We start from the raw sequence: 23,792 nt of genomic DNA, 5'->3' as shown, positions 1-23,792 counted from the left end.
TCATTTAAAAAAGTATTAAATTTTACGATGAGATATTTTTCTTTTTCGAGAAAATAACACGGAAATTACAAATATTACACTGAAGATGACCGCTGTGAGCGGACCGACCGGGAGACAGTATTCCAGCCCGGTGAGCGCACCCGACACACTGATGACTGCGGCAATGACCGGTGCCATGACAAAGAGTCCTTTTACATCGAACATGAACTGGTATGCGATGGCAGCAGGTGTGATGAGCCAGACATATAAGAGGAGTCCTCCGACGATGTTCAGGCTGAGTGCCACCGTGAACGCGATCATGAACAACAGGGCATAGTATATCGGCTTTACTTTTATTCCGGCCGCCTCAGCGATTTTTTTATCGAAGATGATCGCGGATATCTCCTTGTAGAAGGCAATAACAAAGATGACCGCCACGAGGGAGATAAGGGCAAGGGCATACACCTCTCCACGATAGAGCGAGATCACATCCCCGAAGAGGAGTGAGGTTGCGTTGAATCCCTTTCCGACATACTGCATGTACGCGATGAAGAAGATTGCAATGGCCATCAGGATGCCGAATAAAACGCCCAGAATGGTATCTTCCGGCATTTTGGCCCGTTCCGCAAGGGGACCAATCAGGAGTGCGATCATGATGCTGACCGCAATTGCCGAGATGATGGGATCAAACCCAAAAAACATTCCACAGGCGGCCCCTGCAAAGGCGGCATGCGCCATCGTAAAGCCGATGGACGAGATCTTGAGCTGGGTGATGATGACGCCCAGAACCGCACAGGCAACGGACGCAAAGAACATTGCCTCGACCGCGTGGCAGACGATATTATTGGAGATGATACATTCCAGCATCAGGAAACCACCGTCATCCGTCTGATGGTATCCTCGACCTCCGATGAATGGCAGATGGTGTTGAGGCGGATGCACCCCTCATCCATCACCACAATGCGTAGATCCTTATCAGGGAGGGCGTCGAATGCATGCGATACCATGCATACCGTGCACCCCTGGGACGAGATATCCTCCAGCACCCCGGATACAAATTCACGGGTGCAGAGGTCCAGGTTGCTGAACGGTTCGTCGAGGAGCATGATATCAGGTTTTTTGGCAAGATTCTGGGCAATAAGCACCTTCTGCTGCTGTCCGCCGCTCAGGGTGCCAATGGGCTTCTCCGCGAGGTCTTCGAGGTCCAGCATCCGCATCGCCTCTTCTGCCGCACGATAATCCGGCTCGGACGGGTTGCGGAAACAGCCGAGAATCCCGTACCGGCCCATCATCACCACATGTTCGACGGTGAAGGGAGTCAGGGGGTCGAAGGCAAAACTCTGGATGACGTAGCCGGTGCGCTTTCTTACCTCGACGCCCTGCTTCGTGACATCCAGTCCACAGACCCGTGCGGACCCGTGCGTGATATACAGCATGCCATTGATGGTCTCAAGAAGCGTCGTCTTCCCGGCACCGTTCGGCCCACCGACCATGACGAACTCCCCCTTCCCGATATTAAGGGAGAGATCCCGTATCACCGGCAGTTCAGCGCCCATATATGCCGTATAGATACCAGAGAGCTCAATCTGTGGATGCGGAATGTCTGCCACCATTCTTATTCTGACCGCGTAATTGCAAAGAGAGATGCCGGGTCCATCATATAGAGATCTTCGGCATATCGCTCGATTGTAAGCTCATAGTCGTCGTCGCGTTCGGGAAGCGGCGGCATTGCAATGGGTGTGAGGGTGAGGGAGGCGGATTCGGTCCGGAACTCGCAGTGTATGTTCGAATCCTCGATGATCTCGATATTCCCCTTGCCGAGCGTGCAGCCGGACCCCAGCTGTACGCCATCGACGATACAGCTCTCAGGGGTCTTTTTCGGGCAGTAGACGGTTGCCTTCAGGCTGAACGGATCATTTGTCAGGTTCTCGCAGGCATATTTCCCCATCATATATCCGAGCACAATATTCGGGCCGAGATGCCCGTGAAATTTAGCAAGCTCCTCAAGAGAGTACTCTTTTGAGAGTTCCATATATTTGCAGTGCGGATGCCATTTCATACAATTATTTGAATTCTTATGATATTTAACAAGGATTTTTTGTGAAAGTGTGATGCTTATAACAAAAAGAATACTTTCACACACCCAGCCTCCTGCATGGATTCCTGTGGGTGACGGAGAATCAGGAACCGAAAATCAGCAAGGAGTTAAACCGGTTCCCTGCTTCTTCCGGTTGTTATCTCCGGCTGTCTGCTTCCCAGCGGATTGGTTTCACAGCCGAATCAGGCCGGTCCAAACGGATGCTCGGGATCGGCCGGAAGCGCAACAAGCGTCTCGATATCCATCCGGTCTGCCCGGCACAAGATCATTTCCATCGCCACTTTTTCGTTCGGGGCTTCAAAGATCACGACGGTATCGTACTTGCCGAGCGTCCAGTAGATTTCGCGGTACTGAACCCCTCCTTCTGTGTCTGTCTCGATATCTTTCATATTCTGAGCGACAATTTCCTCGCTCAGGTTCTGTTTGAATTTTGCCATTGCAATAAAAAGCATCATACATTCCTTTCCTTTTCAGGATATTTCACCATATGAATGAGAACCATATAAATGCGATATATGCGACAGGGACTATTCAGGAGGGAAAAAAGTGAGATATTTTCCGGGAGCCGATTTCTCCGGGGAACTTTCGTAGGGAATGATCAGTTTCCTGCCAATTTCGTATCATGGACCAGGAAGAAAGCCAGCATAAATAATACTATCATTATTGCTGCCATGCAGACTGATGTGGCATTGAATCCGGCCATGTTTGCGGCTATCGAGTCAGGATCGGGATACGCAGACATTGCAATCGACATGACCGTCACCAGTAGTGCCGTTCCTATGGCACCTGCCGCCTGGCGGAGGGTGTTTAGCACAGCACTCCCGTGATGCACCTCTTTGTCATCAAGTGAGTTAAGTGCCCACGTGGAGAGGGGGGTGTTCAGTAGCGCAATCCCACCACCACTTATGGCATAACAGATGAACACGAGCCAGACTGAACTGCCTGCGTCGAGAATGACAAGTCCCAGAAACGAAATCACCAATGCGGCCGCCCCCATAAGGACAGGCTTCCTTGGACCGTGCCGGTCGAACAGTCTTCCTGAGACCATGCTCATACCTGCCATAAATACTGCTCCCGGGAGGAAGACAAGACCGGTCATTGTCGCGGAATATCCCAGAACCGTCTGGATATAAATCGGGAGTATGACACTCAACACCAGGATGGCTGCCTGAAACAGCATAATGATGGATGCTGCAGAGAGAAATTTCCGGTTCTTCAGGACTCTTAGCTCAAGCATCGGTTTTTCGAGACTGAGCTGGCGTAATCCAAACAACACAAGGATAAGAAGTCCTGCTGCAATTGCACCGACTGATTCGGTGGAGAGCCCTCCTGCAGAGCCTATGATACTGCATCCGTACAGGAGAGAGGCCAGTCCGAATGTCGAGAGGATGAGGGACAGCTTGTCGAGGGTAACAGACCTTCGTTCTCCAAAGTCTTCAATCGTAAAGAATGCTATGACTGCCGCAATGACAGCAAGGGGGGCAATGGAGAGGAACACGAAATGCCATGAAACCAGATCGACCATTACTCCGGAATAGGTCGGTCCGATAGCGGGCGCAAATGCCACCACGAGAGAATACAGACCCATCGCACGACCACGGAACCCCAGGGGGAAGATCCACATGAGAATTGACATGATCATCGGCGAAAGCATGCCTGAACTTATTGCCTGCAGAACTCTTCCCAAAATGAGAACCGAGAATACCGGGCCCCAGGCCAGAAGAAGACTGCCTATCGCAAACAGCGCCATCGCGAATATATAGAGCGTTCGTATGGAAAACCGGTCAAGCAGATATGCGGTTACCGGGATCATGATTGCCATAACGAGCGTGAATATGGTTATAAGCCACTGGGCCGTTGACACGTCAACACCAAGCTCGGACATGATGCCCGGCAGTGCCGGGGAAACAATTGTCTGGTTTAATACTGAGATGAAGGCCCCTGCTACCAGCACAATTGTCATTATGGTCTGTTTGCGGGTCAGTTGTGCATCCCTGAATAGCGACATAGTGTAAAATCCTGGTTTTGTGGATGCGAATCAATGAGAGACGGGCAAAGACAAAATTCCTCTTGGTATTCGAATTAAAATGGTAAAAAACTGACCCCTGACAGGAATCATGCCTGTACTGCGATCCGGAATACCCTTCCATACCAGCGCCAATAACGCCTAAATAGTACCATGATGCATCGAAGAGTGATGCTGAATGTCACTGAAGATAACAAAGCCCTTGTCCGTCGGTTTATTGATGCCTACAATACACGAAATCTGGAGCTATTCGATGAACTGGTGGCACCCGGCTATCTTGACCACACCCATCAACAGGAAGGTCGAGAATCCTTCAAAACGCTCTTTGAACTCGCATTCGAGGGCTTCCCCGACTGGCATGAAGATATCACGGACATGATTGCCGAGGGGGATAAGGTGTGGGTATGCGTGAAGGCCACGGGGACCCATACCGGCGAATGGAATCTCTTTGGCGTATCGCTCCCGCCCACCGGGAAGAAGGTGGCGATGATGATGGTCTTCATCTGGCGCATAGCAAACGGAAAACTTGTCGAGGGGTGGGAAGTCGACAGCGAAGTGGATTTCCTGAAAACCATTGGTGTTCTTGAATATACAGAGAAAGGGGAGAAGATCTTTCCGGAGGGGTGAACGGCAGGCGTGCATTGGCGATTCATATCACCTCCCGGACAAGAAGATCGAAGTCTTCCCGCAAGTTGTGGGATTGCAAGCCGACGTGCAGGTAGTTCCGGCCCCGGAGGTTGACACTCGAGACCGCCAGCAACCCGGAAAACATTCGTATCACGGTTCCGGACCCGGAGACACGAAGGATTTATCATTTCTGTAAGACAATGTGTAGCCATTGAACGCAAAATAAACCGGAAAGGCTTTTTCTGAAAATATCACAGCCGCCTGACATACCAATACCCGAAAAAAGGTCATACACCATGACATTCGGGACCCTAAAACAGATCGATTTTCGAAAACAACCATACTAAAAGGAGCATTGCATGCAAATAGCAAAACTGCCGGAGATGACGAAAGCTCCCCGGCTCTATGAAAAAGGCACGGCAAGTATGTGGGAGGACGACCACATATCCGGGCATCTCCTGGAGATGCACCTCAACCCGGAGATCGATGCCGCAAGCAGAAAGATATCTGCAATCCGGAAGACCGTACAATGGATTACTTCGCACCTACACGAGGGACAGACGCACATTCTCGACCTCGGGTGCGGTCCGGGGCTGTACTGCGAAATGCTGGCAAAAGCCGGCCACCGGGTGACCGGAGTGGATTTTTCGCAGCGAACGATTGCCTATGCACGGCAGGAGGCCGCCCTGAAGGATCTCGATATCGAGTACCTCCACGAGAATTATCTGCACCTTCCCTTCAAAGACCGGTTCGATCTCGCGATGATGATCTACTGCGACTTCGACGTGCTGATCCCCGAGGATCGGAACCGACTCTTGCAGAACGTCTACCGTTCTCTCAAGCCGGGAGGGCTGTTTATCTTCGACACCCTCAACACGAAAGCACCGGAGACGATGGAGGTCCCTAGCAGGTCCTGGGAGACCGCCGAATGCGGGTTCTGGAAGGACGAACCGTACCTGGCCCTCTCGGAGACGTTCCATTACGCAGAGGCGAACGTGATTCTTCAGCAGCATGTCGTCTGCTCGGAACCGGACACAAAGGCCGTTTACCGGTTCTGGACACATTACTACGATCCGGAAACGCTTACATCCATCCTTGAGGAACAGGGCTTTTCAGAGGTCGCTTTTTACGAAAGTCCGTTGCCGGACGATGGCGACGGAGCGAACGAGATGATCACGTTCGTTTTAGCGAGAAGAGGGTGAGGGCCGGGATCGGAAGGCCCTCTCATTTCTTGTACAAAACGGCGCTCGGATAGGGGGCGGTACCGCCCCCCGCCGCCCGGAAATAGCCTGCCGGGATAACGCGATCTTCCATGAAGCAGCAAAACCCGCGTCTGCCCAGAGAATATCGCGATTTTTGGCGGGTTGCCAGACGGTGCAGATCTGCCGGCTCGGGCGAAAGGGCGAAATTGTGGTCCGGGCGTCGCGGTGGCGGAGGGGCCCGCGGCCGGGGTCGTGTACCAAGAGACAGAATCGGGCCATGCGGAGGAGTTCCGACACGAAATGAGCGCGTCCATCCACTACATCACCGAGGGGGTAGGTATCACCAGCGTCGGGCATCCCGTCACGGTGTGACCTGCGCCCGGAGAGAGGACCTCTGTGGAGTATGCCAACACCATTGTCCTGAAAGGGAGAGAAGACAATCCATTTCCCGATCCACGTACGAAACCCTTGAGAACCGGATAGCACGCGAAACGATTCATTCTCTCCCGATTCGTCCGGAACCTTCGACGCCGCCATCAATACGGTGAACGCCTCGTATCCCCGGAAAACTATCAGGCCGCGGTAAATTGCTCGATAACACAATTTATGAACCCTAAAGAAAAACAACGGCAGAATTGATCTTAATTTGCAAAAATACAGAGTTAAAGTGGGCCCGCTGAGATTCGAACTCAGGATCCCCGCCGTGTGAAGGCGATGTCATAACCAGCTAGACCACGAGCCCTCTAGCCAGTATAGGTTGTTCGTTCAGATGGATAAGGGTTTTGAAACAGTGAATGCGTCCCGGATGCTGCTGTGGGCATGCGCACCCGCGAAAAAGAATTGGTGTCCGGTGCATCACCGGACATCGAGGGCGGAATGGGCGCCCGTGATCTCGCTCAGGTAGGTCCCTGAACCCACCCACCATTCGTCATTCACCGGCAGCACATACCCAATCTTGAGCTCCTCGAGGTTGCCATTATCGGGGTTGGGCCAGACAAAGACAACAAATCCGCCGCCGTCGGCCGCAGTCTCCGAAAGGGCACGGATCATCTTCATCCCGAAGGGACCTTCCTTCTCCATCAGGTTCTCGCCCACGCGGTCACCGAGGTACGGATGGGCCACCAGGGTGCCGTTGTAGTCATAGGCGTACAGGTAATGCCCCTCTGCATCCACGAACGGCCCGGAGACATTGCCAATTGCGGCAAGCGCTGCCTCTGTTCCTTCGGTCTCTGCATACAGAGCACCAGACTCGACAAGGGCGATCATCTCGGCTATGGCAGGCGGATACTGGCCTTCGCCCGCTACTGCGGTATCACCAAAGTACATCCCCGACCCCAGCCAGAGGTCATCGCCGGCCGGGTAGACGTAGCCGACCTTCGGTTCATAGGTCTCTGTGGCCGACTCATTGATGACACCGTCCTTCGGAGCCGGATAGAGATATGCGATGTATCCGCCGCCGTTTGCCGCCGTCTCCTGGGCGATTGCAATCATCGGCAGTCCACGGACGTCCGTCCAGTTCCCGCGATAGGTCCCGACGGCATCCCGTTCATAGGGATGGGCCTGCAAAATCCCTTCGTTATCATAGGCGTAGATGTACCAGTCACCCAGGATGAACCGGCTGTCCGGTGCGTCAAACGTCGCAAGAGCGGTTTCTTTTCCGGCCGTCTGGACATATCCCGCCGCATCCTGCACATATTCTGAGAGATCCGTCATCGACGACTGATCATATACCTCTGTTCCCTGCTGTGACGTGCACCCGGCAAACGCGACTGCACCGAGCACACACAGGCAGACAATACCAATACACACCTGCTTCTGCATGAAATCTGAATTTCATCTCTAAAAAGAAAAAGACACCGAAATCACCGGATGATAATATGGAATAGAGAGGAATGCAACGGGACACAAAGAAGTATCAAAGAATGGCGATAGAAAAAACGATGCACCGACCGGGAATTGAACCCGGGCTATTGGCTTGGAAGGCCAAAGTCATGCCACTAGACCATCGGTGCGCACAGGCAACCCTTGTGCCCGATAACGTTGTATCTGATTCGTATTAAAGATATATTATCTAAAGAGGAAAAATTCAGGAGTAACCCTTCATCTCCCGTTCAATCTCCTCCAATGCCGCGAGTCGCTTTTCAAACGGCGGGTGAGTGGAAAAAAGTTCCATAAAACTCTTCCCGGATAATGCAGGCAGAATATAGAACATATTAGCCCCGGACATTTCCTGCTTCTTCTTCGCAGGCACCTGGTCCATCCTGCCGCTGATCTTCGTGAGGGCAGACCGGAGTGCCGCCGGATTTCCGGTGATATATGCACTGCCACGGTCAGCAGCATACTCACGGTAGCGCGAGAGGCTCATCATAAGAATCGTCGCAACCAGCCAGACAACAATGGAGACAATCCATGCAATAATCCATGCACCCCCACCTTCCCGGTTGTCAAATATTGAATAGAATATCGCATTCTGCATGATGAGCGACGCAAGCATTGCAACGAAGGACGCTACTGTCATAGTGAGTATATCGCGATTCTTCACATGCGAGAGTTCATGGGCAAGCACTGCCTCAAGTTCCTCTCTGTTCAGTGTCCGCATAATGGAGTCAGTAACCGCAACTACTGCATTTTTAGGGTTTCGTCCCGTTGCAAAGGCGTTCGGTACCGGCGACGGCATCACTGCTATCTTTGGCATCGGAAGGTCCGCCTCCTGACAGAGCTTTCCTATCATCTGATGAAGTTCAGGATATTCATCTTCTCCCACCACCCGAGCATGGGTGCTCATTAAGACCAGCTTTGCTGAGAAGAAATACTGGATCAATCCAAATACAACAACAAACGCCAGCAGCATCCCGAATGCATTGGGAAGAACCAAATTCAGGAACCCAAGGAAGAACAGGTACAACAGCAGGAGCAATGCCCAGGTCATAAAGACACGACCGGTCAGTCCCCAGTCTCTCTTCCATTTCATAACCTCTAATGTTTCATCGCCGATCAGATATAGATATTTAGTGTGACATCTCCGACAAACTCACACGATCTCTCTCTTAATATATCCAAACGTCAAACATTCATCCCACACATGAGCCAAAAGGAACTTGACGAAGTGGTAATCAGCCGCGCAATTCTCGCAGAACAGAATTCAGTTATGATGGACTACCTTGACCTCGAATGCGCAGTCGTCGGGGCCGGTCCCGCCGGGCTGACCGCAGCCGCATATCTTGCGGAAGCAGGCATTAAAACCGGAGTTATTGAGAAGAAACTCTCCATTGGTGGCGGCATGTGGGGCGGTGGGATGATGTTCCCGCGCATTGTTGTCCAGGAAGAGGCACGCCCCATACTCGATAAATTCGACATCACTTACAAAGAGTACCAGGAGAACTACTATGTCGCATCGTCTGTTGAGGCAGTATCCCACCTGACCGCAGCAGCATGTGATGCAGGAGCGGAATTTTTCAATGTAACCATGGTAGAAGATGTTGTCATCAAAAGCGACGGACGGGTATCCGGCCTTGTCATCAACTGGACTGCAGTCGAGATGGCACATCTCCATATCGACCCGCTGACCCTCAGGACAAAATACACCATTGATGCCACCGGCCACGATGCAACCGTTGCCCACCAGGTAAAAAACAAAGGAGGAGACCTCCCCATCGCAGGAGAAGGGTTCATGTGGGCAGACCGTGCCGAGGCAAATATTTTCGGACACACAAAAGAAGTCTTCCCAGGCCTTATCGTCGCCGGAATGGCAGCAAATGCTGTTGCAGGAGAGACACGCATGGGACCAATCTTTGGTGGCATGCTCCTATCCGGAAGGCGTGCGGCAGAAATTGTAAAAAATAACCTTCAATGACCTTATTTTTCCCACAATTAAATCGAGTGGTATAAATGATACCGCGTTAAAACCGAATATCATGGATAGCGAGGGGGAGGCACTGGCTGACGTTGCCTACGGACTCTTTGAGGTTTTCCTGAACAAGGAACTTCGCAAACAGGGACACTCACTTTTCGAACTTGTTGAAACCAATACTGAATTTTTTGCAGAATTTACCGACATCTTTGCATCTTTTTCTATTGACTATCCCTTTCTGGGTGATGCACTGATTGATGAATATGGATCAGAAAATGCAATATACAACCTCTTTTCCGAAGGAGAAGGCGTCATTCCCACAAAGACAACAAAGATATTCTGGATTCTTCTCGATGCACCGGGCTATGATCCCGGATGTGCAGATGCAGAGAAAGCAGGCAAATGGCTCATATTTCTGGAACCCGATCAGACAGATGAGTTATGGAAAAAGATCCGTGATGCCACCGCAGCAGGAGAACTCGGCATATCAGCGAAAGTTTCTACAGCAAAACAGAATCCGGATTCCAGGGACGAACGGATGGTTATCTATGTATTCACCAGTGACTGGGAAGACGAAGAGGACGTCATGCGTATTCGTGAGATGCTCAGGAACCTCGGCGTCACAGACAGAATAGGCTACAAACGTAACATCGAAACATTCCAGGGAGAATACAGCGAAAAAGGAAAAAAGGTCACTTATTATACGGCGTGACCAGACCATAAACGGGGTTTTGCAGGCAAAATTCCCCGAAAAATATTATCCTTTCCGTTCCTTTGATTTCGGACGGAGATTCTTATATCCACACTTGCGGCAAATTGTTGCCCGCGGTGCATTGCGTGCGTTGCAGTGCATACAAATTTTTTTATCAAGGAGGCGTGCCTCTGCTTCAGGAAAACGTGCCATAATTGCTCTAACCCTCGTACTGTTCAGTTCTTTATACGTTGCATTGTAGACTATTAACAGTTTGGTTCTTTCGCACCATCAGAGGACCCATCCGATGCCATAAACTGCCGGAGCGCCGCGAGTGCACGCCCGCGGTGGGACATTGAAGCCTTCTCTGCAAGCGTCCGTTCGGCAAACGTCCTGCCATCCACCGAGAAAATGGGATCATATCCAAATCCCCCCTCTCCGCGAGGTGAAACGATTGTACCCTCCACCACACCGCGGAAGACACGAATGATGCCACTATCATCTGCATAAGCAATCGCCGTCTCAAAGTAGGCAGACCGATCGTCTGCCCCTTCCAAAAGGCGAAGAATTCCCTCCATGCCGATAGTATCCAGTACATACGCAGCATAGGGACCGGGAAATCCATTCAGTGCCGTCACAAAAAAACCAGTATCATCAACGATCAGGGGGCAGTGAAGAGCATCCCATGCATATCTTGCCTTCTCCTCTGCAATTACTCCCACATCGTTATCCCGGAATTCGGGAATCTCAAGAAATGTGTGAGCAACTTCAGCCACACCTGTAAAGAAGGCCGCCACTTCTCGTGCCTTATTTTCATTGCTTGTTACAACAGTGAATTTCATAAATATCTCCCACGCTGGCGGATTTCATCCACCCGGAGAATGACATCCGTCGCTCCGGAGAAGGTTGTGGCATATCCCCGTACAAATTCCTCTTTCAGGCACTCTGCATTGCGTGACGTGCTCTCCAGTGTCTGAAAGAGGACATGGATATCAACACCCTGTGATTCAGTCTCATCAGACCGGTAGGAAAGCCCAAAGTCGATGAATACCGGCACCCCTTCCGAGATGATAATATTGCTGGTGGTAAGGTCCCCGTGGACAATTCCTGCCCCATGCAGACGCCCCACACAGGCTCCTGCATCATAAACATGCTCCGGTGTGAGCAGATGCTTCAGAAGCGTCCCTTCAATGCGCTCCATTCGGATGGCATCCGGTGTCACATCACGGATTACAGGCGTCCGGACTCCTGCCGCACGGGCAGCAGCAATCATTCGGGCTTCGGCACGGGTACGCTCAGAGATCAGACGATGGTCCAGCGGCGGGGTTCGGTAGCCCTTCGGGAGGCGCCGCTTTATGACATCATCACCCGCCGGTGTCACTGCTGCCTCGGCACCGCGTGCACCCCCGCCGCCCATCACATCCGCACGGGCATAGGCAGCATCAGCTCCGGCATCCCGCCAACCCACCACCACTTCGTCAGACCGGTATCCGGGATTAACCGCCGATTCTTCAGGGGTGAGCGTCTGGCCCGCTGCAAGCATCAATGACCCGGTGTACGCGATCATGGCACCATTGTCGCCGATAACCCGTCGCTCAGGGACATAAAACGAAGCACCGCGTTCCCCACACATCGTTGTAAGCATCTCCTGCAGGCGACCGTTTGCACCGACACCACCCACAAGGAGTACCTCATCCTTGCCGGAGTGGGCGAGAGCACGCTCAGTCACCTCCACACACATCGAAAATGCCGTTTCCTGTAATCCCGCGCAGACATCCTCAAGAGGTGCCTGCGACTCCTGAGCGGCACTCACAAGCCCGGAGAAGGCAAGATCCATACCTTTGACCGTATAGGGCAGATGGATGGGTTCACCCTTCTGTGCAAGTGCCTCAATATGAGGCCCGCCGGGATGGGTCATCCCCTTTGACCGGGCAAACTTGTCAAGCCCGTTACCCAGACCGATATCCAGCGTCTCGCCAAAAATACGGTAACGGGAACCCAGGTACCCAAGCACCTGCGTATTGGCACCGCTTGCATAGAGCACAATCGGGTCATCACACCCACATGCCCAGCGGCCAATCTCCACATGCGCCACACAATGGTTCACACCGATCAGGGGCACCCCCAGAGAGAACGCAATTGCACGCGCTGCAGTTGCCACCGTTCGGAGACAGGGGCCCAGACCCGGACCCTGCGAAAATGCAACAGCTTCAATCGACGATGGATCTTTCAGCACCTCTGAAATGACAGCCTTCATCTCACCTGCATGATGCTGCGCCGCTTCGCGTGGATGAATTCCACCGGAGGGTGGCCTGTATGGAGATGAATGAAGTGCGATGATGCGATCACCGCCAAAAACAGCGGCACTGAGGTTCCATGCAGTCCCCTCAATACCAAGAATATGCCCCGTTTCAGGCATTGTCTATTGCTTGAATTCTGTATATCCGCACTTGCCGCACGAAACACGGTCCTTGTGCTCTGCCATAAAGACACCCGGACCACAGCGCGGACATGCCTTACGCTGAGGAACAGCGGTGCTCCCTTCAATGGTATAGTATTCACTGCGTTTTACAGCCATATTATGCCTCCTCTGCACCTTCACCAGTCTCAGGAGCGCTGCTGCGCTCAACGAGATACCCGGGCTCGGTTGCCTTCAGAGTCTCAACATCTTCGTAAATACGTGCGTATCCGTTCAGTTCCTGCTTTCCAAAGCTTGTCTTAATTGAGTCAAGCACCACACGGTCCTCAGGAACATTTTGCAGAGCGCAAAGTTTTCCGAGAATCTGCCGTCTTGAGGGAGTTGCCCCCTCAAATGTGAGGAGGAATTCAAGTTCTCTCCTCTTTAACAGCCCGTTGTATTCATCACGTGCAAATTCAAAATCCATCGATATCCCTACAATATTGTAAATATACTTACTTAAAAGTCGTGATCAAAAACGATAACCGGTTCAGACCGCCACAAAGAGGCGAAAGAGCTTATCAGCCTTATCCCGGGCATCGGCATCCACCGTTATCACAACCACACCCTCTCCCGGCTGCCCGTAAAGCACACAGGCGCCATCAGGTGCGGCGCGTATAGCCGGAATCACTGCGAGGTCTTCCTCACCGTCAACACGAACAAGACGCGGCCCTGCGTGCATTGCATCCCCTATCGCCCTGATGAGTGCCCCAGTGATCATTCCCGCCGGATTTGATACTCCTACCTCCGGAATAGAAAGATCCACCTCCCGGTTGCAGGGTTCACGCATCGTGCTGCCATCTATCACCGCCAAATCAGGTAGAATACCCGCCTCTACAAGATTATGTGTAACGACATCACCGACTGCAATAATCATACAGTCCGCAAATTCGTCCTTTGCGGCAATTATATCCTGAAAAAGAGGCCCAAATGGTTCCCGGAAATACTTCCGGTATTCATCGGGAAGGGTATAATCCATTACCGGACCTTCAGTGCTACCCGTCCGGGAGTGTCCACATTCATCTTTTTTGCAATATCGGAATGCTTTGGATCAATAATAACCAAATATCCAGCCCAGTCCTGTGTAAGATTCGAAGAGCCACACATCACACATGACTCCCCGTCCACCACCCGGTGGCAGCCGCGACAAACATAGGGTTGCTTTTTAGGCGCCATTTTCAGCCTGCTCCGCTTCAAATTCTTCATCAAGCCAGGTTGTTGTTCCCAGGCCCGACTGGCGCATGGTAAGGCCAATCTTTGACTCGCGTGGTTCACGCTCGGAGAGGGAAAGTGCTACAATACGTCCCCGCAGTCCATCGCCAGTGCGGATCTGGCGCTTTGTCTCCTGGCAGATGAGCATGCTGTTCTTCTCATCATAATTGATGTAATCATCAGATATCTGACTCACATGCAACATGGCATCTATTGGCCCCAGGGAGACAAACGCACCGAAACTGGTGGTCTCCACCACAACACCCTCAATGACCTCCTGATGGGCCAGGCGCAGGACAAGCGCTTCGAATGTTACGGAGTAATATACACCACCATCACTGGGGATAATATCGCCCTCACCAATTTCACAGATCTTCGTTACGGCGATGAAAATACCAATCGCCTTGTCGATGCTCCCCTCAAGCTGCTCCTGCAGCACGTCCAGAACAACGACCCTGATATGTTCAAGATAATCTTCATTGTCCTGTTCGTTTGTTATCTCTTTATCCCAAAGACGGCTGGGAGGTACCCGCACCTTGTCTTTAAGTGTCATCTTATAATACATGTCATCACCCGTCTATCCCCGAATAATATCGAGCCTCTTTTTCTCACGCAGATATATCACATCTATATGCCGGCGAAGCAGTTCTTCACGAAGGTGTCTGTCGTTTGTCACCACTATGCAGCCATTTTCTTCTGCATACCGTACAATCCGGTCATCCACCGGCAGTGTCTGATACGGACTTCTCACCACACTACACCGTGAAGCAAGTGTGGCCCCCACCCGGGCTGCAGCCGCATTGCGGCCCTGCCCATGAGAAAGCCCAACAAGTTCATCATTCACGCCCACGAGCGTCACCGGTTCAAACGCACCGACGAGCTCCTCCACCCCGGTGAAGACATCCACACCGAACTGGACCGGAATCATCAGTGCATTTGCATCGAAGAGGACCTGCACTCAGACCAGTGTCCCCATACCGATCAGACGCCAGCGTCCGCCGACCTGCCGCGATATCGCAATCTGTGATCCAACAGCTGCACATACTGGTCGTTTCAGAACGACTTCAACGACGTCTTTTTTGGTATTTACGACTACCCCGACCGTCACTGCAGTACCAACCGAAAGCATCAGAGGTTCTTTGTGGCGGAGCGGATCAATGGTGAACTCATCGTCAGAACCGACAACCCGTTCCATCAGCTTAACGTTGAATGCAAGTTTGTTCCACACCGGAGGCAGGTGCCCTATGTGCCCTGCCACCTGACCGGAGAGTGCGTCACTTTTCGTCAGTGCCGGATCAAGTTTTGTGCCAACCCCTAAAAGACCTCCAGGCGTTGCCTCGGGCACCCGTTTGGAACCAGCGTTGATTGTCGTCACTTTTGTCTGAATGGGTTCCCAAATGGTTTGATTTTCCACCTGGACCTTCAGCCCGGGGCGAATCTCAAGTTCATCGCCATCATGAAGAAGCCCCTGCGTCAGGGATCCTCCGATCACGCCTCCCTTTACCTCACGCCAGCTGCATCCGGGTTTATTGATATCAAAGGAACGGGCAATCAGAAGAAGGGGTTCGTCATCCGGGTCACGATCCGGTTCAGGTATATACTCATTGAGTGCCTGGACAAGTGCCCCGAAATTGATCTTTTTCTGTGCAGATACCGGGATCACCGGCGCGTTTTCTGCAATTGTTCCCTTCACAAACTCACGGATCTGCTGGTAATTCTCCATTGCATCAGCCTGAGAGACGACATCAATCTTGTTCTGGACAATCACGATGTTTTTAATACCCACAAGCTCCAGTGCCATCAGATGTTCTTTCGTCTGCGGCTGTGGACAGCGCTCATTTGCTGCAATAACGAGCATGGCGCCGTCCATCAGTGCAGACCCTGAGAGCATGGTTGCCATCAGCGTCTCGTGGCCAGGCGCGTCCACAAAGGATATGGTACGCACAGGCTCCCCGTTTTCTCCACATTCGCATTTATTAGACGTGGAAAATGCCTCCGGACCTTCGCACGACGGACACTGGTAAAAGGTAACGTCCGCATATCCAAGCCTGATGGAGATCCCTCGTTTGATCTCCTCACTATGCCGGTCCGTCCATAAGCCGGTAAGTGCAGACACAAGCGTAGTCTTGCCATGGTCAACATGCCCGACTACGCCGATGTTGACACTGGGAATCAATGGATCACTCAATGAACTTCAAACCTCCTTATTAATATACAACCGCTCTACTTATACCTACTCGGTGTGCCGATTCATCATTGCTGACACCCCAACAGGAGGATAGAACGGGTTAAGTCTCAGACATCAGAAGCGGTTCCAAAAAATAACAGTAATAATTAACACAGAGTAAGAAAAAACATAAGCAATGTCACTAATAAGTACAACATAGGACACTTGACAATTTTTGAGGAGCAGATATGTCACACGAATCAGACCTTTCACGAATCGGAATCTCCCTTCCAAAAAATCTTCTGGACAGATTTGATGAAATACTTGAATACCGCGGGTATTCATCACGCTCAGAAGGAATACGCGATGCTATTCGCAATTATATCACCTATTACAAATGGATGTCAGATGTTACTGGCGAACGGCAGGGAGTGATTACCATGGTCTATGATCATGAACATCGCGGTCTGCTGCAGGTCCTTACTGAAATCCAGCACGAATATCTGGACGTCATTCAGTCATCGCTCCATTCCCATGTCAGCCATGATAAATGTGTAGAGGTGATTCTTCTCCGTGGAGATGGGGAAAAACTTAAGAATATCGCCGAACGGCTGATGTCACAGAAAGGGGTTGAATCAGTGAAACTGACAACCATCCCGATTGAAGAGTAGTATCAGGCAGTTTCGGTTCGTATACATTCAGGTTATCCGGCACCAACACCCGATACCTGATCATATTTTTCCTGCATATCCTCTGATGATTCAATCTCTTTGAGACGCTCATAATCTGATATATCGGAAGATTTCCGCACTTTTTTCGGCTCTTCTATTTCGCCCTCAATGGGAACCAGCTGATCAGTCCGGTAGAGGAGCTCCGTTGTATCAACTTCAGCAAATTCGTTGCCATCTATCTCCTCAATCCGCACAACCGTGCCTGCGGTCCCGGTACGCGGATAGCGGACACGCATCCCAGGACGTATGGCCACATCTTCCATACAGAAAGAAAGGATGAGCCAAGATATAAAAAAACTGGATCGTAAATGATAGGTATAATGAACCAGTTCAAACTCAGTCGCCACGAATATAGCACCACATCCGGTGTCCCACGCACCCGTACCGCTGAAGAGACATACGAAACTGCGGGGGCACTTGCAGGAGAAATGGCGATTGCAGATTTTTTGGAAATTACCGGAAAAGATCGTCTCGGTATTCCTGTCTGGTGTACCATCCGACCACGAGAGAAACTGGGAAAAGTAACTGCCGGTGCAGGAACAACAGCATTAGACGCCCGGTGCGCCGCCATGATGGGAACCGTAGAACGCTTCAGTGCAACATACTGCGGGGGTTCCATGGATATTGCATCGTATGAAGAAGTGGGACTGACACGGGCAGTTGATCCTGAAGAACTGATACTTCCCCGAAAACCGGAGATTGGTGAGAAACTTCACTGGGTTCCGGGACAGGATATTCTGCACGACGAACGGGTGTACATCCCGGCAAATGCGATATATCACCCCTATGATCCACTGGGAATGGCAAATCAGCTCTTCCGAAGTGATCCAAATGGTCTGGGGGCAGGCAGCACCCCGGAAGAAGCTATCATCCATGGCATCTACGAAGTAATTGAACGGGACGCACTCAGCCGAGCGGAAAAAAACCAGTCTCTGGGAAGACGCCTTGTCCCTGAATCGGGAACTCCTGCAGATAAGCTCATGGAAACCTTTGCAGCAGAAAACATCGACGTCACCATGTGGATTCTGGATGATCTCTATGGCATTCCTACTGTCGCAGCTGTTGCAGATGACACCATAACACGGGATCCCTTCATGATCATGATGGCCGCATCTACCCATCCCAATCCTGACGTGGCAGCCGCATGCACACTGCTAAAACTGGCGCGAAACCGTGCATTGCAGATCTTCACAAAAGAGATTGGCATCCATGCCGGACGCTCAGCGATGGTCGAAAAGGCAGGCTATGAGCGATACAAACGGATAAACCGTCTCTGGTTTGCAGATGCACCAGAAATCTCATGCGAAGAAATTCCGACAACTAACCACGAGGCGACTGATGAAGAATTAACCGCAGCGATTGCGGCCGTTGCCCCGCACACCGACCGTATCTGTATTGCAGACCTCACACGGACGGCCCTGCCTGTCTGGCGGGTTGTTATTCCCGGATTTGAGGTATCGTATATTGACCCGTCACGGGTAAAAAAGAGAAGACTGTCCTGAAGAACAGGACGCCATCATTTTTGTATCGGGTTTCTATAGTTGATTTCCGGACTGTATGTCAGATTCGGTGACCGTGAAGGTCTGCCCGGTCCCTGCGATGGTATATGGCCCAAGGGTTGTAATACCAGGCACAGAACCATCCGTTGGATACGGCACCACAAATGAGCCATTTACACTTTCCTGCCGGTAGGTAAACTCACGGCCGGTATTGGTCTTCAGTGGCAGCTCAATGACGCCGTTCCCTTTGATTACGGCACCGGGGACATACTCAAATATCTTGACATACTTCAGGTCACCCACCGCTGCATTGCTGAAGACATTAGTATCTGATTCATGGACCAGTCGATAATGCTGCAGGGCCGGTACCGGTTTCACCGGGGAAGTAACGAGATAACTATAAGTCTCCCCATTATTCACCAGAAGATAATTCTCATCCGGCTCAGCCATTGACCCGTCGAAATTATGCAGACGCGAAACCATGGTCTGGAAATATTTTTCACTGTAAATGTACCCCTGATTTCCGTTCTGGTCGCTGTATCCACCCATATACGGAGTACTTCCTACATCAGGGTTATACCATGTAGACATTGCCGGGAATTTACCGGTATCCATCTCAATATCCGTAATGACATACTGTGTCCCAACATTATCCAGTATTGTATTTGCATTCTCTTCTGTGTCCTGCAAAAAGAACGCAGCCGCACCGTCCGGTCCTGCGACACCATGTTGGAATGGATTTGCATTGGGAATCCGTTTGGAGACAAATGTGATGTAGTGACCATAGTCCCACCACGACATTACGCCATATGACTCAGGAGGGTAGGTGAAGGTCTCCTGGTCATAGATTTCATAATAGTCAACCCCCGGGTCAGGAGAGTTCTCGCCAAACCATTCAAGAGACGAATACCAGTCCGGCTGCATGCCCCCATATGCCATTCCGTTTCCGATATCCATATCGACCGCAAGAGAGGAAGCGATAAAGAGGAGGGAGAAGATCACACCAACTGCAAACGGGATAGTAGCAGCCGATGACGATCCATCATGATTTGTATGTTTTACCTCTTTTGATGCTTTCTTTGTACCGTGCTGTTTTCCTTTCTTCGCCTTTTCAGACGGAGACGAAACTTCTTCCACTACTGCTTCGTCACTGCGGATGCCGGCCATCTGTAAAAAACGGCCCTCTACCGCTGTAAATGTCCAGTACAGGAAGTATCCTGCGAGAAGCGCAATATTTACTGCAATATAGTATTCATAGCGCACGTGCTGAATGGTTGATAAGAGAATCACAGCAGACCAGACCACCACGAAAAGGTGTTCGGCACGTCCTTGCCGGATAAAATTCCAGATAAGTGCCACAAACCCACCAAACATCAGAATGAGGCCAAAGCCAAATGACCTCCATGCATTTGCGGCCTCCCACGGCCGGGCTTCCAGGACAGTCATTACTGTTGCTGACTGCCCAAAGAAGGCAAAGAAATTGCCAATCAGCATCTGATAAAAATCAGGTGCAATGATATACAGGAGAGCGGATATCGCGACACCAATCCCTGCAAGAACTCCCGGATAGTAATACCAGGGTTTCCCCTTCAGCGCACGGGAGATATACCAGAGGGCAGCCGTTGCAATGATCAGGGCAAGGTAGGCAATCACCTGCGCCGGTGAATACCGTGCCAGTGAAAGGGACGCTGTATTAAACCCGATTATAAGGATGCCTGCTATCGCAGAGAAAAAGACGATGCCATTTACCAGCAGCAGTCCGTCATTCTCATACTCTCTCCAAAAATCATAGAGATACTGGAAGAGAGTGTACACTGCTACAATCATTCCAAAGAGAATCATTGTCGGCATCACCCCTAAACCCAGTATGAAAGTGATTCCTGTCCCAAGGGCAAATAACGCCGGACGCTTAACGGTTTCAATATCAGAGAAATGAACAGGATTCTTTCGGATTTCCATTAACGTGATGATATAGCAGAGACAAAAGAGCAGCCCAAAAAGACTTTCTGCGATATGATGGTCCACAAACCCAAAGAGCGACCGGTAAAAGAACTGTCCTGACACAACCGCACCAAAAATAGCGGCAAAAAGACCGCATTTCCAGTCACCTATTCTCTCTCCTGTGAGATAAAGAACCGGAACTGTCAACATCCCCATCAGTGGCGGCACCCATGAAGCGACATACATGATCTCAGGACGGGTTGCAGCCCCCAGCAGGATACAGAGTCCCGAAATAACCTGAATGAAAAGTGGCCCCCAATGGTTCACATTACCTGTCGGGTATTCTGTCATCGTGTCAAACCAGAGATAGGACGGGAAATTTTCCACCATCGACTCTACCTGACGCAGGTTATACCAGGGATCATTTCCCAGGAGATCCACTCCCTCGTCCGTCACAAGTCCTGCAGCAGGCAGCATACGGAGCCAGAGAGCAAGGATTGCGAGGAGAAGAAGAATACCAATAATAACATATGGTTTATATTTTGAAATAGTCACAGTATCCATAGTACCTCAATAAAACAATGTTACACTTGTCATTAAATACCTTTCAGAAAAGTCCTGTCATTCCAACAAATGGAACTTAATTCGTTAAAAGAAAATACTTTATTATTTAAATTCTGGTCGCGGGGAAGATTATTCAGATGTTGTCTCCTTTTTTTGATGTACTCTCCCACACACTTACATCAGAACCAAGGCGCAAAAGTCCCCGAAGAAGATAATATTGATTTACAACAAAGCTCTGGGCAAACCTGCTGAGACCAAGAATACCAAGGATAAGACCAATGCCAATCCCAACATAGATGATAGAAACAGAGGAGATGAGAAGTCCAACAACCGATATTCCTATCCCCAGGAAGAACAGGAGAGGCGAGACAGTGAACATCAGTATTCGCAAAGGAAAAAATATCCGGGAAAAGGGGCGGGAAATCCTAAGAACGTCAAGATTCCCCAGTGTTGCTTCAATCAAACGTGTTGCACGTCGTATTTTTTGCCGTGACTGGCCTTTAAGATTTTCAGGGATCTCTTCAAAAACAACCGCAGATGTTTCATAATATGCCCGAAAACCCCTTCGAATCGCTTCAAAAGCAGTATTCGCATCATCAGCACCTTTTCCTTCACGAATCTCTGAAAATATATCTTTCTTGAACGCAACAAGACCACCGTTGAAGTTGTACGTAGAATCATGGGCACTTTCCCATCCGCACATCCCCCCATATACTGAACGATACTTCTGTTCATATTTCCCGGTACGGTGAATCTCTGATGAAGGAAGAGGAAACATGTCGGAACAGACAGCAGCAATGGCATCGTCAGAAACAAGACGGGAAACAAGATACTTTAAGGCATTCTTTTCAAAGAATACATCAGCATCAGTCGTGACAATAATATCATATGACGCGCTCTTTAGTCCACGATTATATGAACGGTTTGTGCCGCACCGTCTTTCATTTCTTAGTAATTTAAAGGACATATGTGCGTCAGAAAAGGCCTTTTCCGCGATGGAAAAGGAATCATCATCGGAACAGTCATCAATGAAAATTACCTCATACTTCTCTTTCGGATAGGATGACAAAGCGATATTATCCACTCGTCGTTGGATTACATTTGCTTCATTGTACGCAGAAATGATAATTGAGACGAATGGAAGTCTATTCAGTGTTGGAGGGACCCCTGTTTTTTTACCAAAAATTATACCAAATCCATATACAAGATATGGAAATGCTGAAACAGCAAGGAAAATACACCCCACAAATAGTAACATTGCTCAGATATTGATCTAAATATCATAATATATACTCCTTTTAATCATGTCCTGCCTGAAATTTCATTAGAAAAGAATTTGGAGTTTACTGATGTTATATCTAATATCAGACATGAAAAATAAAACAGAAGTACTCCTGCAAAAAATTCAATCAGGAACTATAACAGTTGGAATTATTGGTTTAGGATATGTAGGTCTTCCTCTTGCGATTGCCTTTGCCAACAGAGTACACGTGATTGGGTTTGACACAAATGATGACACAATTCATACGCTAAACAGCGGGCATTCACATATTCTTGATGTCTCTGACGCGGCAATTCATGAACGAATATCATCCGGAATGTTTACAGTAACCAGTGATTCACACAACATGGAAAGATGTGACGTAATTATCATCTGTGTACCTACCCCCCTTACTGCGAACAAAATACCAGACCTTTCATATGTGAAGGATGCCTGTGTGAATGTCAGTTCCAACCTCAAAAAGGGGCAACTGGTAATTCTTGAAAGCACTACATACCCGGGTACAACCGAAGAAATAGTCGTCCCGATTCTTGAAAAGTCCGGATTATCTGCAGGTATTGATTTTGGGGTTGCCTATTCTCCGGAAAGGATAGATCCCGGAAATAAACAGTACACAGTTTCAGATATCCCAAAAGTAATAGGAGGTCTTACACCGGAAAATACAAAGGCTGCTGTTTCACTATACAATATCATTATTGAAGATACAGTTTCGGTTATCGATACACGCACCGCAGAGGCAGTAAAGATGATCGAAAATATCTACCGGAATGTCAACATTGCACTTGCAAACGAACTTGCCCTTATCTTTGAACACATGGGGGTTGATGCATGGCAGGCAATCGATGCTGCAGCGACCAAGCCATACGGGTTCATGCCATTTTACCCGGGACCAGGAATTGGAGGTCATTGTATACCCCTTGATCCATACTATCTTTCATATCAGGCAAAGAGATATGGGTTTATTCCCCGTTTCATTGAAACATCAGGAGAAATTAACACTTTTATGCTGATGCATGTCGTCAATCTCATTGATGAAGGGTTGAAAAAAGCAGGAATCACTATGAGCGACGCCTCGATTTGCGTTTTTGGCCTCGCGTACAAAAAAAATATTGATGACACACGTGAATCTCCTGCAATTCCAATAATTGAAGAGCTCCTTCGGAGAGGGGCGGTATTAAAACTCTATGATCCACACGTACCCGCAATATATGCAGATGGACAAAAAATCAATTCAGAGATAGACATTGCTACTGCTTTAAATAGTTCTGAATGCGCCGTTTTTCTGACAGATCATGAAGAGTTCAAAACACCCGAGACCTTCAGAGATCTCGAATCCTCATCAGTTCAGGTAATCGTCGATTGCAGAAACATATTCCCAAAAGTACCATCCGGCAAGGTGTATCTGGGAATCGGCAAACCCCACCGTGTGGAATAAACAGCAGATTATGCGAAAAATTCAAAATAA

At 49.9% G+C, this 23,792-nt stretch carries 27 protein-coding genes and 2 tRNA genes; 7 read left to right on the top strand and 22 right to left on the bottom strand.

What is annotated here, in order from left to right; translation table 11 throughout:
* Positions 1-15: 15 nt before the first annotated feature.
* The 5 genes from OU421_RS07805 to OU421_RS07785 form a co-directional block, all read right to left on the bottom strand.
* Positions 16-846, bottom strand: a complete 831-nt coding sequence (locus OU421_RS07805; protein ID WP_268185509.1) for a metal ABC transporter permease — start codon at positions 844-846, stop codon at positions 16-18.
* The gene (locus OU421_RS07800) at positions 846-1,592 is read right to left on the bottom strand and encodes a metal ABC transporter ATP-binding protein (RefSeq protein ID WP_268185508.1); all 747 of its coding nucleotides are present in this window, start codon (positions 1,590-1,592) and stop codon (positions 846-848) included. Before OU421_RS07800 ends, OU421_RS07805 begins: the two co-directional genes overlap by 1 nt.
* A gap of 2 nt (positions 1,593-1,594) precedes the next feature.
* On the bottom strand, positions 1,595-2,011 hold the full coding sequence (locus OU421_RS07795) for a formylmethanofuran dehydrogenase subunit E family protein (protein ID WP_268185507.1): 417 nt from the start codon (positions 2,009-2,011) through the stop codon (positions 1,595-1,597).
* Between the two features lie 248 nt (positions 2,012-2,259).
* Positions 2,260-2,532 carry a GYD domain-containing protein gene (locus OU421_RS07790; RefSeq protein WP_268185506.1) on the bottom strand — a complete coding sequence of 91 codons (273 nt, stop codon included), beginning with the start codon at positions 2,530-2,532 and terminating at the stop codon, positions 2,260-2,262.
* Between the two features lie 143 nt (positions 2,533-2,675).
* The gene (locus OU421_RS07785; protein ID WP_268185505.1) at positions 2,676-4,085 is read right to left on the bottom strand and encodes an MDR family MFS transporter; all 1,410 of its coding nucleotides are present in this window, start codon (positions 4,083-4,085) and stop codon (positions 2,676-2,678) included.
* A gap of 171 nt (positions 4,086-4,256) precedes the next feature.
* Between OU421_RS07785 and OU421_RS07780 the strand changes: the two genes are divergently transcribed.
* Both OU421_RS07780 and OU421_RS07775 read left to right on the top strand, forming a co-directional pair.
* Positions 4,257-4,730: an ester cyclase gene (locus OU421_RS07780; protein ID WP_268185504.1), complete on the top strand. Its 474-nt coding sequence runs from the start codon at positions 4,257-4,259 to the stop codon at positions 4,728-4,730.
* 359 nt (positions 4,731-5,089) lie between these two features.
* Positions 5,090-5,932 (top strand): class I SAM-dependent methyltransferase, encoded by an 843-nt coding sequence (locus OU421_RS07775; RefSeq protein WP_268185503.1) that lies wholly within the window; start codon positions 5,090-5,092, stop codon positions 5,930-5,932.
* Positions 5,933-6,600: 668 nt separating this feature from the next.
* Here OU421_RS07775 and OU421_RS07770 read toward each other — a convergent pair.
* From OU421_RS07770 to htpX, 4 genes are all read right to left on the bottom strand, one after another.
* Positions 6,601-6,674, bottom strand: a tRNA-Val gene (locus OU421_RS07770).
* A gap of 113 nt (positions 6,675-6,787) precedes the next feature.
* Positions 6,788-7,753 carry a cache domain-containing protein gene (locus OU421_RS07765; RefSeq protein ID WP_268185502.1) on the bottom strand — a complete coding sequence of 322 codons (966 nt, stop codon included), beginning with the start codon at positions 7,751-7,753 and terminating at the stop codon, positions 6,788-6,790.
* Between the two features lie 120 nt (positions 7,754-7,873).
* Positions 7,874-7,944 (bottom strand) — tRNA-Gly (locus OU421_RS07760).
* 74 nt (positions 7,945-8,018) lie between these two features.
* Positions 8,019-8,903, bottom strand: coding sequence for a zinc metalloprotease HtpX (htpX, locus tag OU421_RS07755; RefSeq protein ID WP_268185501.1), 885 nt, complete (start codon positions 8,901-8,903; stop codon positions 8,019-8,021).
* A 111-nt stretch (positions 8,904-9,014) separates the two neighbouring features.
* On the opposite strand from htpX, the gene OU421_RS07750 reads away from it, so the two are divergent.
* Both OU421_RS07750 and OU421_RS07745 read left to right on the top strand, forming a co-directional pair.
* Positions 9,015-9,785: a sulfide-dependent adenosine diphosphate thiazole synthase gene (locus tag OU421_RS07750; RefSeq protein WP_268185500.1), complete on the top strand. Its 771-nt coding sequence runs from the start codon at positions 9,015-9,017 to the stop codon at positions 9,783-9,785.
* A 61-nt stretch (positions 9,786-9,846) separates the two neighbouring features.
* The gene (locus OU421_RS07745; protein ID WP_268185499.1) at positions 9,847-10,494 is read left to right on the top strand and encodes a putative phosphothreonine lyase domain-containing protein; all 648 of its coding nucleotides are present in this window, start codon (positions 9,847-9,849) and stop codon (positions 10,492-10,494) included.
* A 45-nt stretch (positions 10,495-10,539) separates the two neighbouring features.
* Here the strand turns inward: OU421_RS07745 and OU421_RS07740 are convergent, their stop codons facing one another.
* The 10 genes from OU421_RS07740 to OU421_RS07695 all read right to left on the bottom strand — a co-directional run bounded on the left by OU421_RS07740 (position 10,540) and on the right by OU421_RS07695 (position 16,331).
* Entirely contained in the window at positions 10,540-10,686 is a 147-nt protein-coding gene (locus OU421_RS07740) for a 50S ribosomal protein L40e (RefSeq protein ID WP_268185498.1), read from the bottom strand.
* Positions 10,687-10,739: 53 nt separating this feature from the next.
* Positions 10,740-11,315: an RdgB/HAM1 family non-canonical purine NTP pyrophosphatase gene (gene rdgB, locus OU421_RS07735; RefSeq protein ID WP_268185497.1), complete on the bottom strand. Its 576-nt coding sequence runs from the start codon at positions 11,313-11,315 to the stop codon at positions 10,740-10,742.
* Positions 11,312-12,892 (bottom strand): bifunctional N(6)-L-threonylcarbamoyladenine synthase/serine/threonine protein kinase, encoded by a 1,581-nt coding sequence (locus OU421_RS07730; RefSeq protein ID WP_268185496.1) that lies wholly within the window; start codon positions 12,890-12,892, stop codon positions 11,312-11,314. The genes rdgB and OU421_RS07730 overlap by 4 nt, the downstream gene beginning before the upstream one ends.
* 3 nt (positions 12,893-12,895) lie before the next feature.
* Positions 12,896-13,051, bottom strand: a complete 156-nt coding sequence (locus OU421_RS07725) for a 30S ribosomal protein S27ae (protein WP_268185495.1) — start codon at positions 13,049-13,051, stop codon at positions 12,896-12,898.
* 1 nt (position 13,052) lies between these two features.
* Positions 13,053-13,358 (bottom strand): 30S ribosomal protein S24e, encoded by a 306-nt coding sequence (locus OU421_RS07720; RefSeq protein ID WP_268185494.1) that lies wholly within the window; start codon positions 13,356-13,358, stop codon positions 13,053-13,055.
* 63 nt (positions 13,359-13,421) lie between these two features.
* Positions 13,422-13,910 (bottom strand): GTP-dependent dephospho-CoA kinase family protein, encoded by a 489-nt coding sequence (locus OU421_RS07715; protein ID WP_268185493.1) that lies wholly within the window; start codon positions 13,908-13,910, stop codon positions 13,422-13,424.
* On the bottom strand, positions 13,910-14,107 hold the full coding sequence (gene spt4, locus OU421_RS07710) for a transcription elongation factor subunit Spt4 (protein WP_268185492.1): 198 nt from the start codon (positions 14,105-14,107) through the stop codon (positions 13,910-13,912). The genes OU421_RS07715 and spt4 overlap by 1 nt, the downstream gene beginning before the upstream one ends.
* Complete coding sequence (locus OU421_RS07705; RefSeq protein ID WP_268185491.1) at positions 14,097-14,708, bottom strand: DNA-directed RNA polymerase; 612 nt, start codon at positions 14,706-14,708, stop codon at positions 14,097-14,099. Before OU421_RS07705 ends, spt4 begins: the two co-directional genes overlap by 11 nt.
* A gap of 12 nt (positions 14,709-14,720) precedes the next feature.
* Positions 14,721-15,101 (bottom strand): type II toxin-antitoxin system VapC family toxin, encoded by a 381-nt coding sequence (locus OU421_RS07700; RefSeq protein ID WP_268185490.1) that lies wholly within the window; start codon positions 15,099-15,101, stop codon positions 14,721-14,723.
* Positions 15,102-16,331 (bottom strand): translation initiation factor IF-2 subunit gamma, encoded by a 1,230-nt coding sequence (locus OU421_RS07695; protein WP_268185489.1) that lies wholly within the window; start codon positions 16,329-16,331, stop codon positions 15,102-15,104.
* 227 nt (positions 16,332-16,558) lie between these two features.
* Between OU421_RS07695 and nikR the strand changes: the two genes are divergently transcribed.
* Positions 16,559-16,981, top strand: coding sequence for a nickel-responsive transcriptional regulator NikR (gene nikR / locus OU421_RS07690; protein WP_268185488.1), 423 nt, complete (start codon positions 16,559-16,561; stop codon positions 16,979-16,981).
* Positions 16,982-17,013: 32 nt separating this feature from the next.
* Here the strand turns inward: nikR and OU421_RS07685 are convergent, their stop codons facing one another.
* Entirely contained in the window at positions 17,014-17,304 is a 291-nt protein-coding gene (locus tag OU421_RS07685; RefSeq protein WP_268185487.1) for a DUF2098 domain-containing protein, read from the bottom strand.
* 57 nt (positions 17,305-17,361) lie between these two features.
* On the opposite strand from OU421_RS07685, the gene OU421_RS07680 reads away from it, so the two are divergent.
* Positions 17,362-18,543: a YcaO-like family protein gene (locus OU421_RS07680; protein WP_268185486.1), complete on the top strand. Its 1,182-nt coding sequence runs from the start codon at positions 17,362-17,364 to the stop codon at positions 18,541-18,543.
* Positions 18,544-18,576: 33 nt separating this feature from the next.
* On the opposite strand, the gene OU421_RS07675 is transcribed toward OU421_RS07680, so the two are convergent.
* Positions 18,577-21,045: an oligosaccharyl transferase, archaeosortase A system-associated gene (locus tag OU421_RS07675; protein WP_268185485.1), complete on the bottom strand. Its 2,469-nt coding sequence runs from the start codon at positions 21,043-21,045 to the stop codon at positions 18,577-18,579.
* A gap of 133 nt (positions 21,046-21,178) precedes the next feature.
* The gene (locus OU421_RS07670; protein ID WP_268185484.1) at positions 21,179-22,303 is read right to left on the bottom strand and encodes a glycosyltransferase; all 1,125 of its coding nucleotides are present in this window, start codon (positions 22,301-22,303) and stop codon (positions 21,179-21,181) included.
* A gap of 112 nt (positions 22,304-22,415) precedes the next feature.
* On the opposite strand from OU421_RS07670, the gene OU421_RS07665 reads away from it, so the two are divergent.
* Positions 22,416-23,762: a nucleotide sugar dehydrogenase gene (locus tag OU421_RS07665; RefSeq protein WP_268185483.1), complete on the top strand. Its 1,347-nt coding sequence runs from the start codon at positions 22,416-22,418 to the stop codon at positions 23,760-23,762.
* Positions 23,763-23,792 lie beyond the last annotated feature (30 nt).

Origin of the sequence: Methanogenium organophilum, assembly GCF_026684035.1 — an archaeon.
GTDB classification, from domain to species: domain Archaea; phylum Halobacteriota; class Methanomicrobia; order Methanomicrobiales; family Methanomicrobiaceae; genus Methanogenium; species Methanogenium organophilum.
The sequence above is the reverse complement of the archived record's forward strand: the minus strand, read 5'-3'. Positions and strand labels throughout refer to the sequence as shown.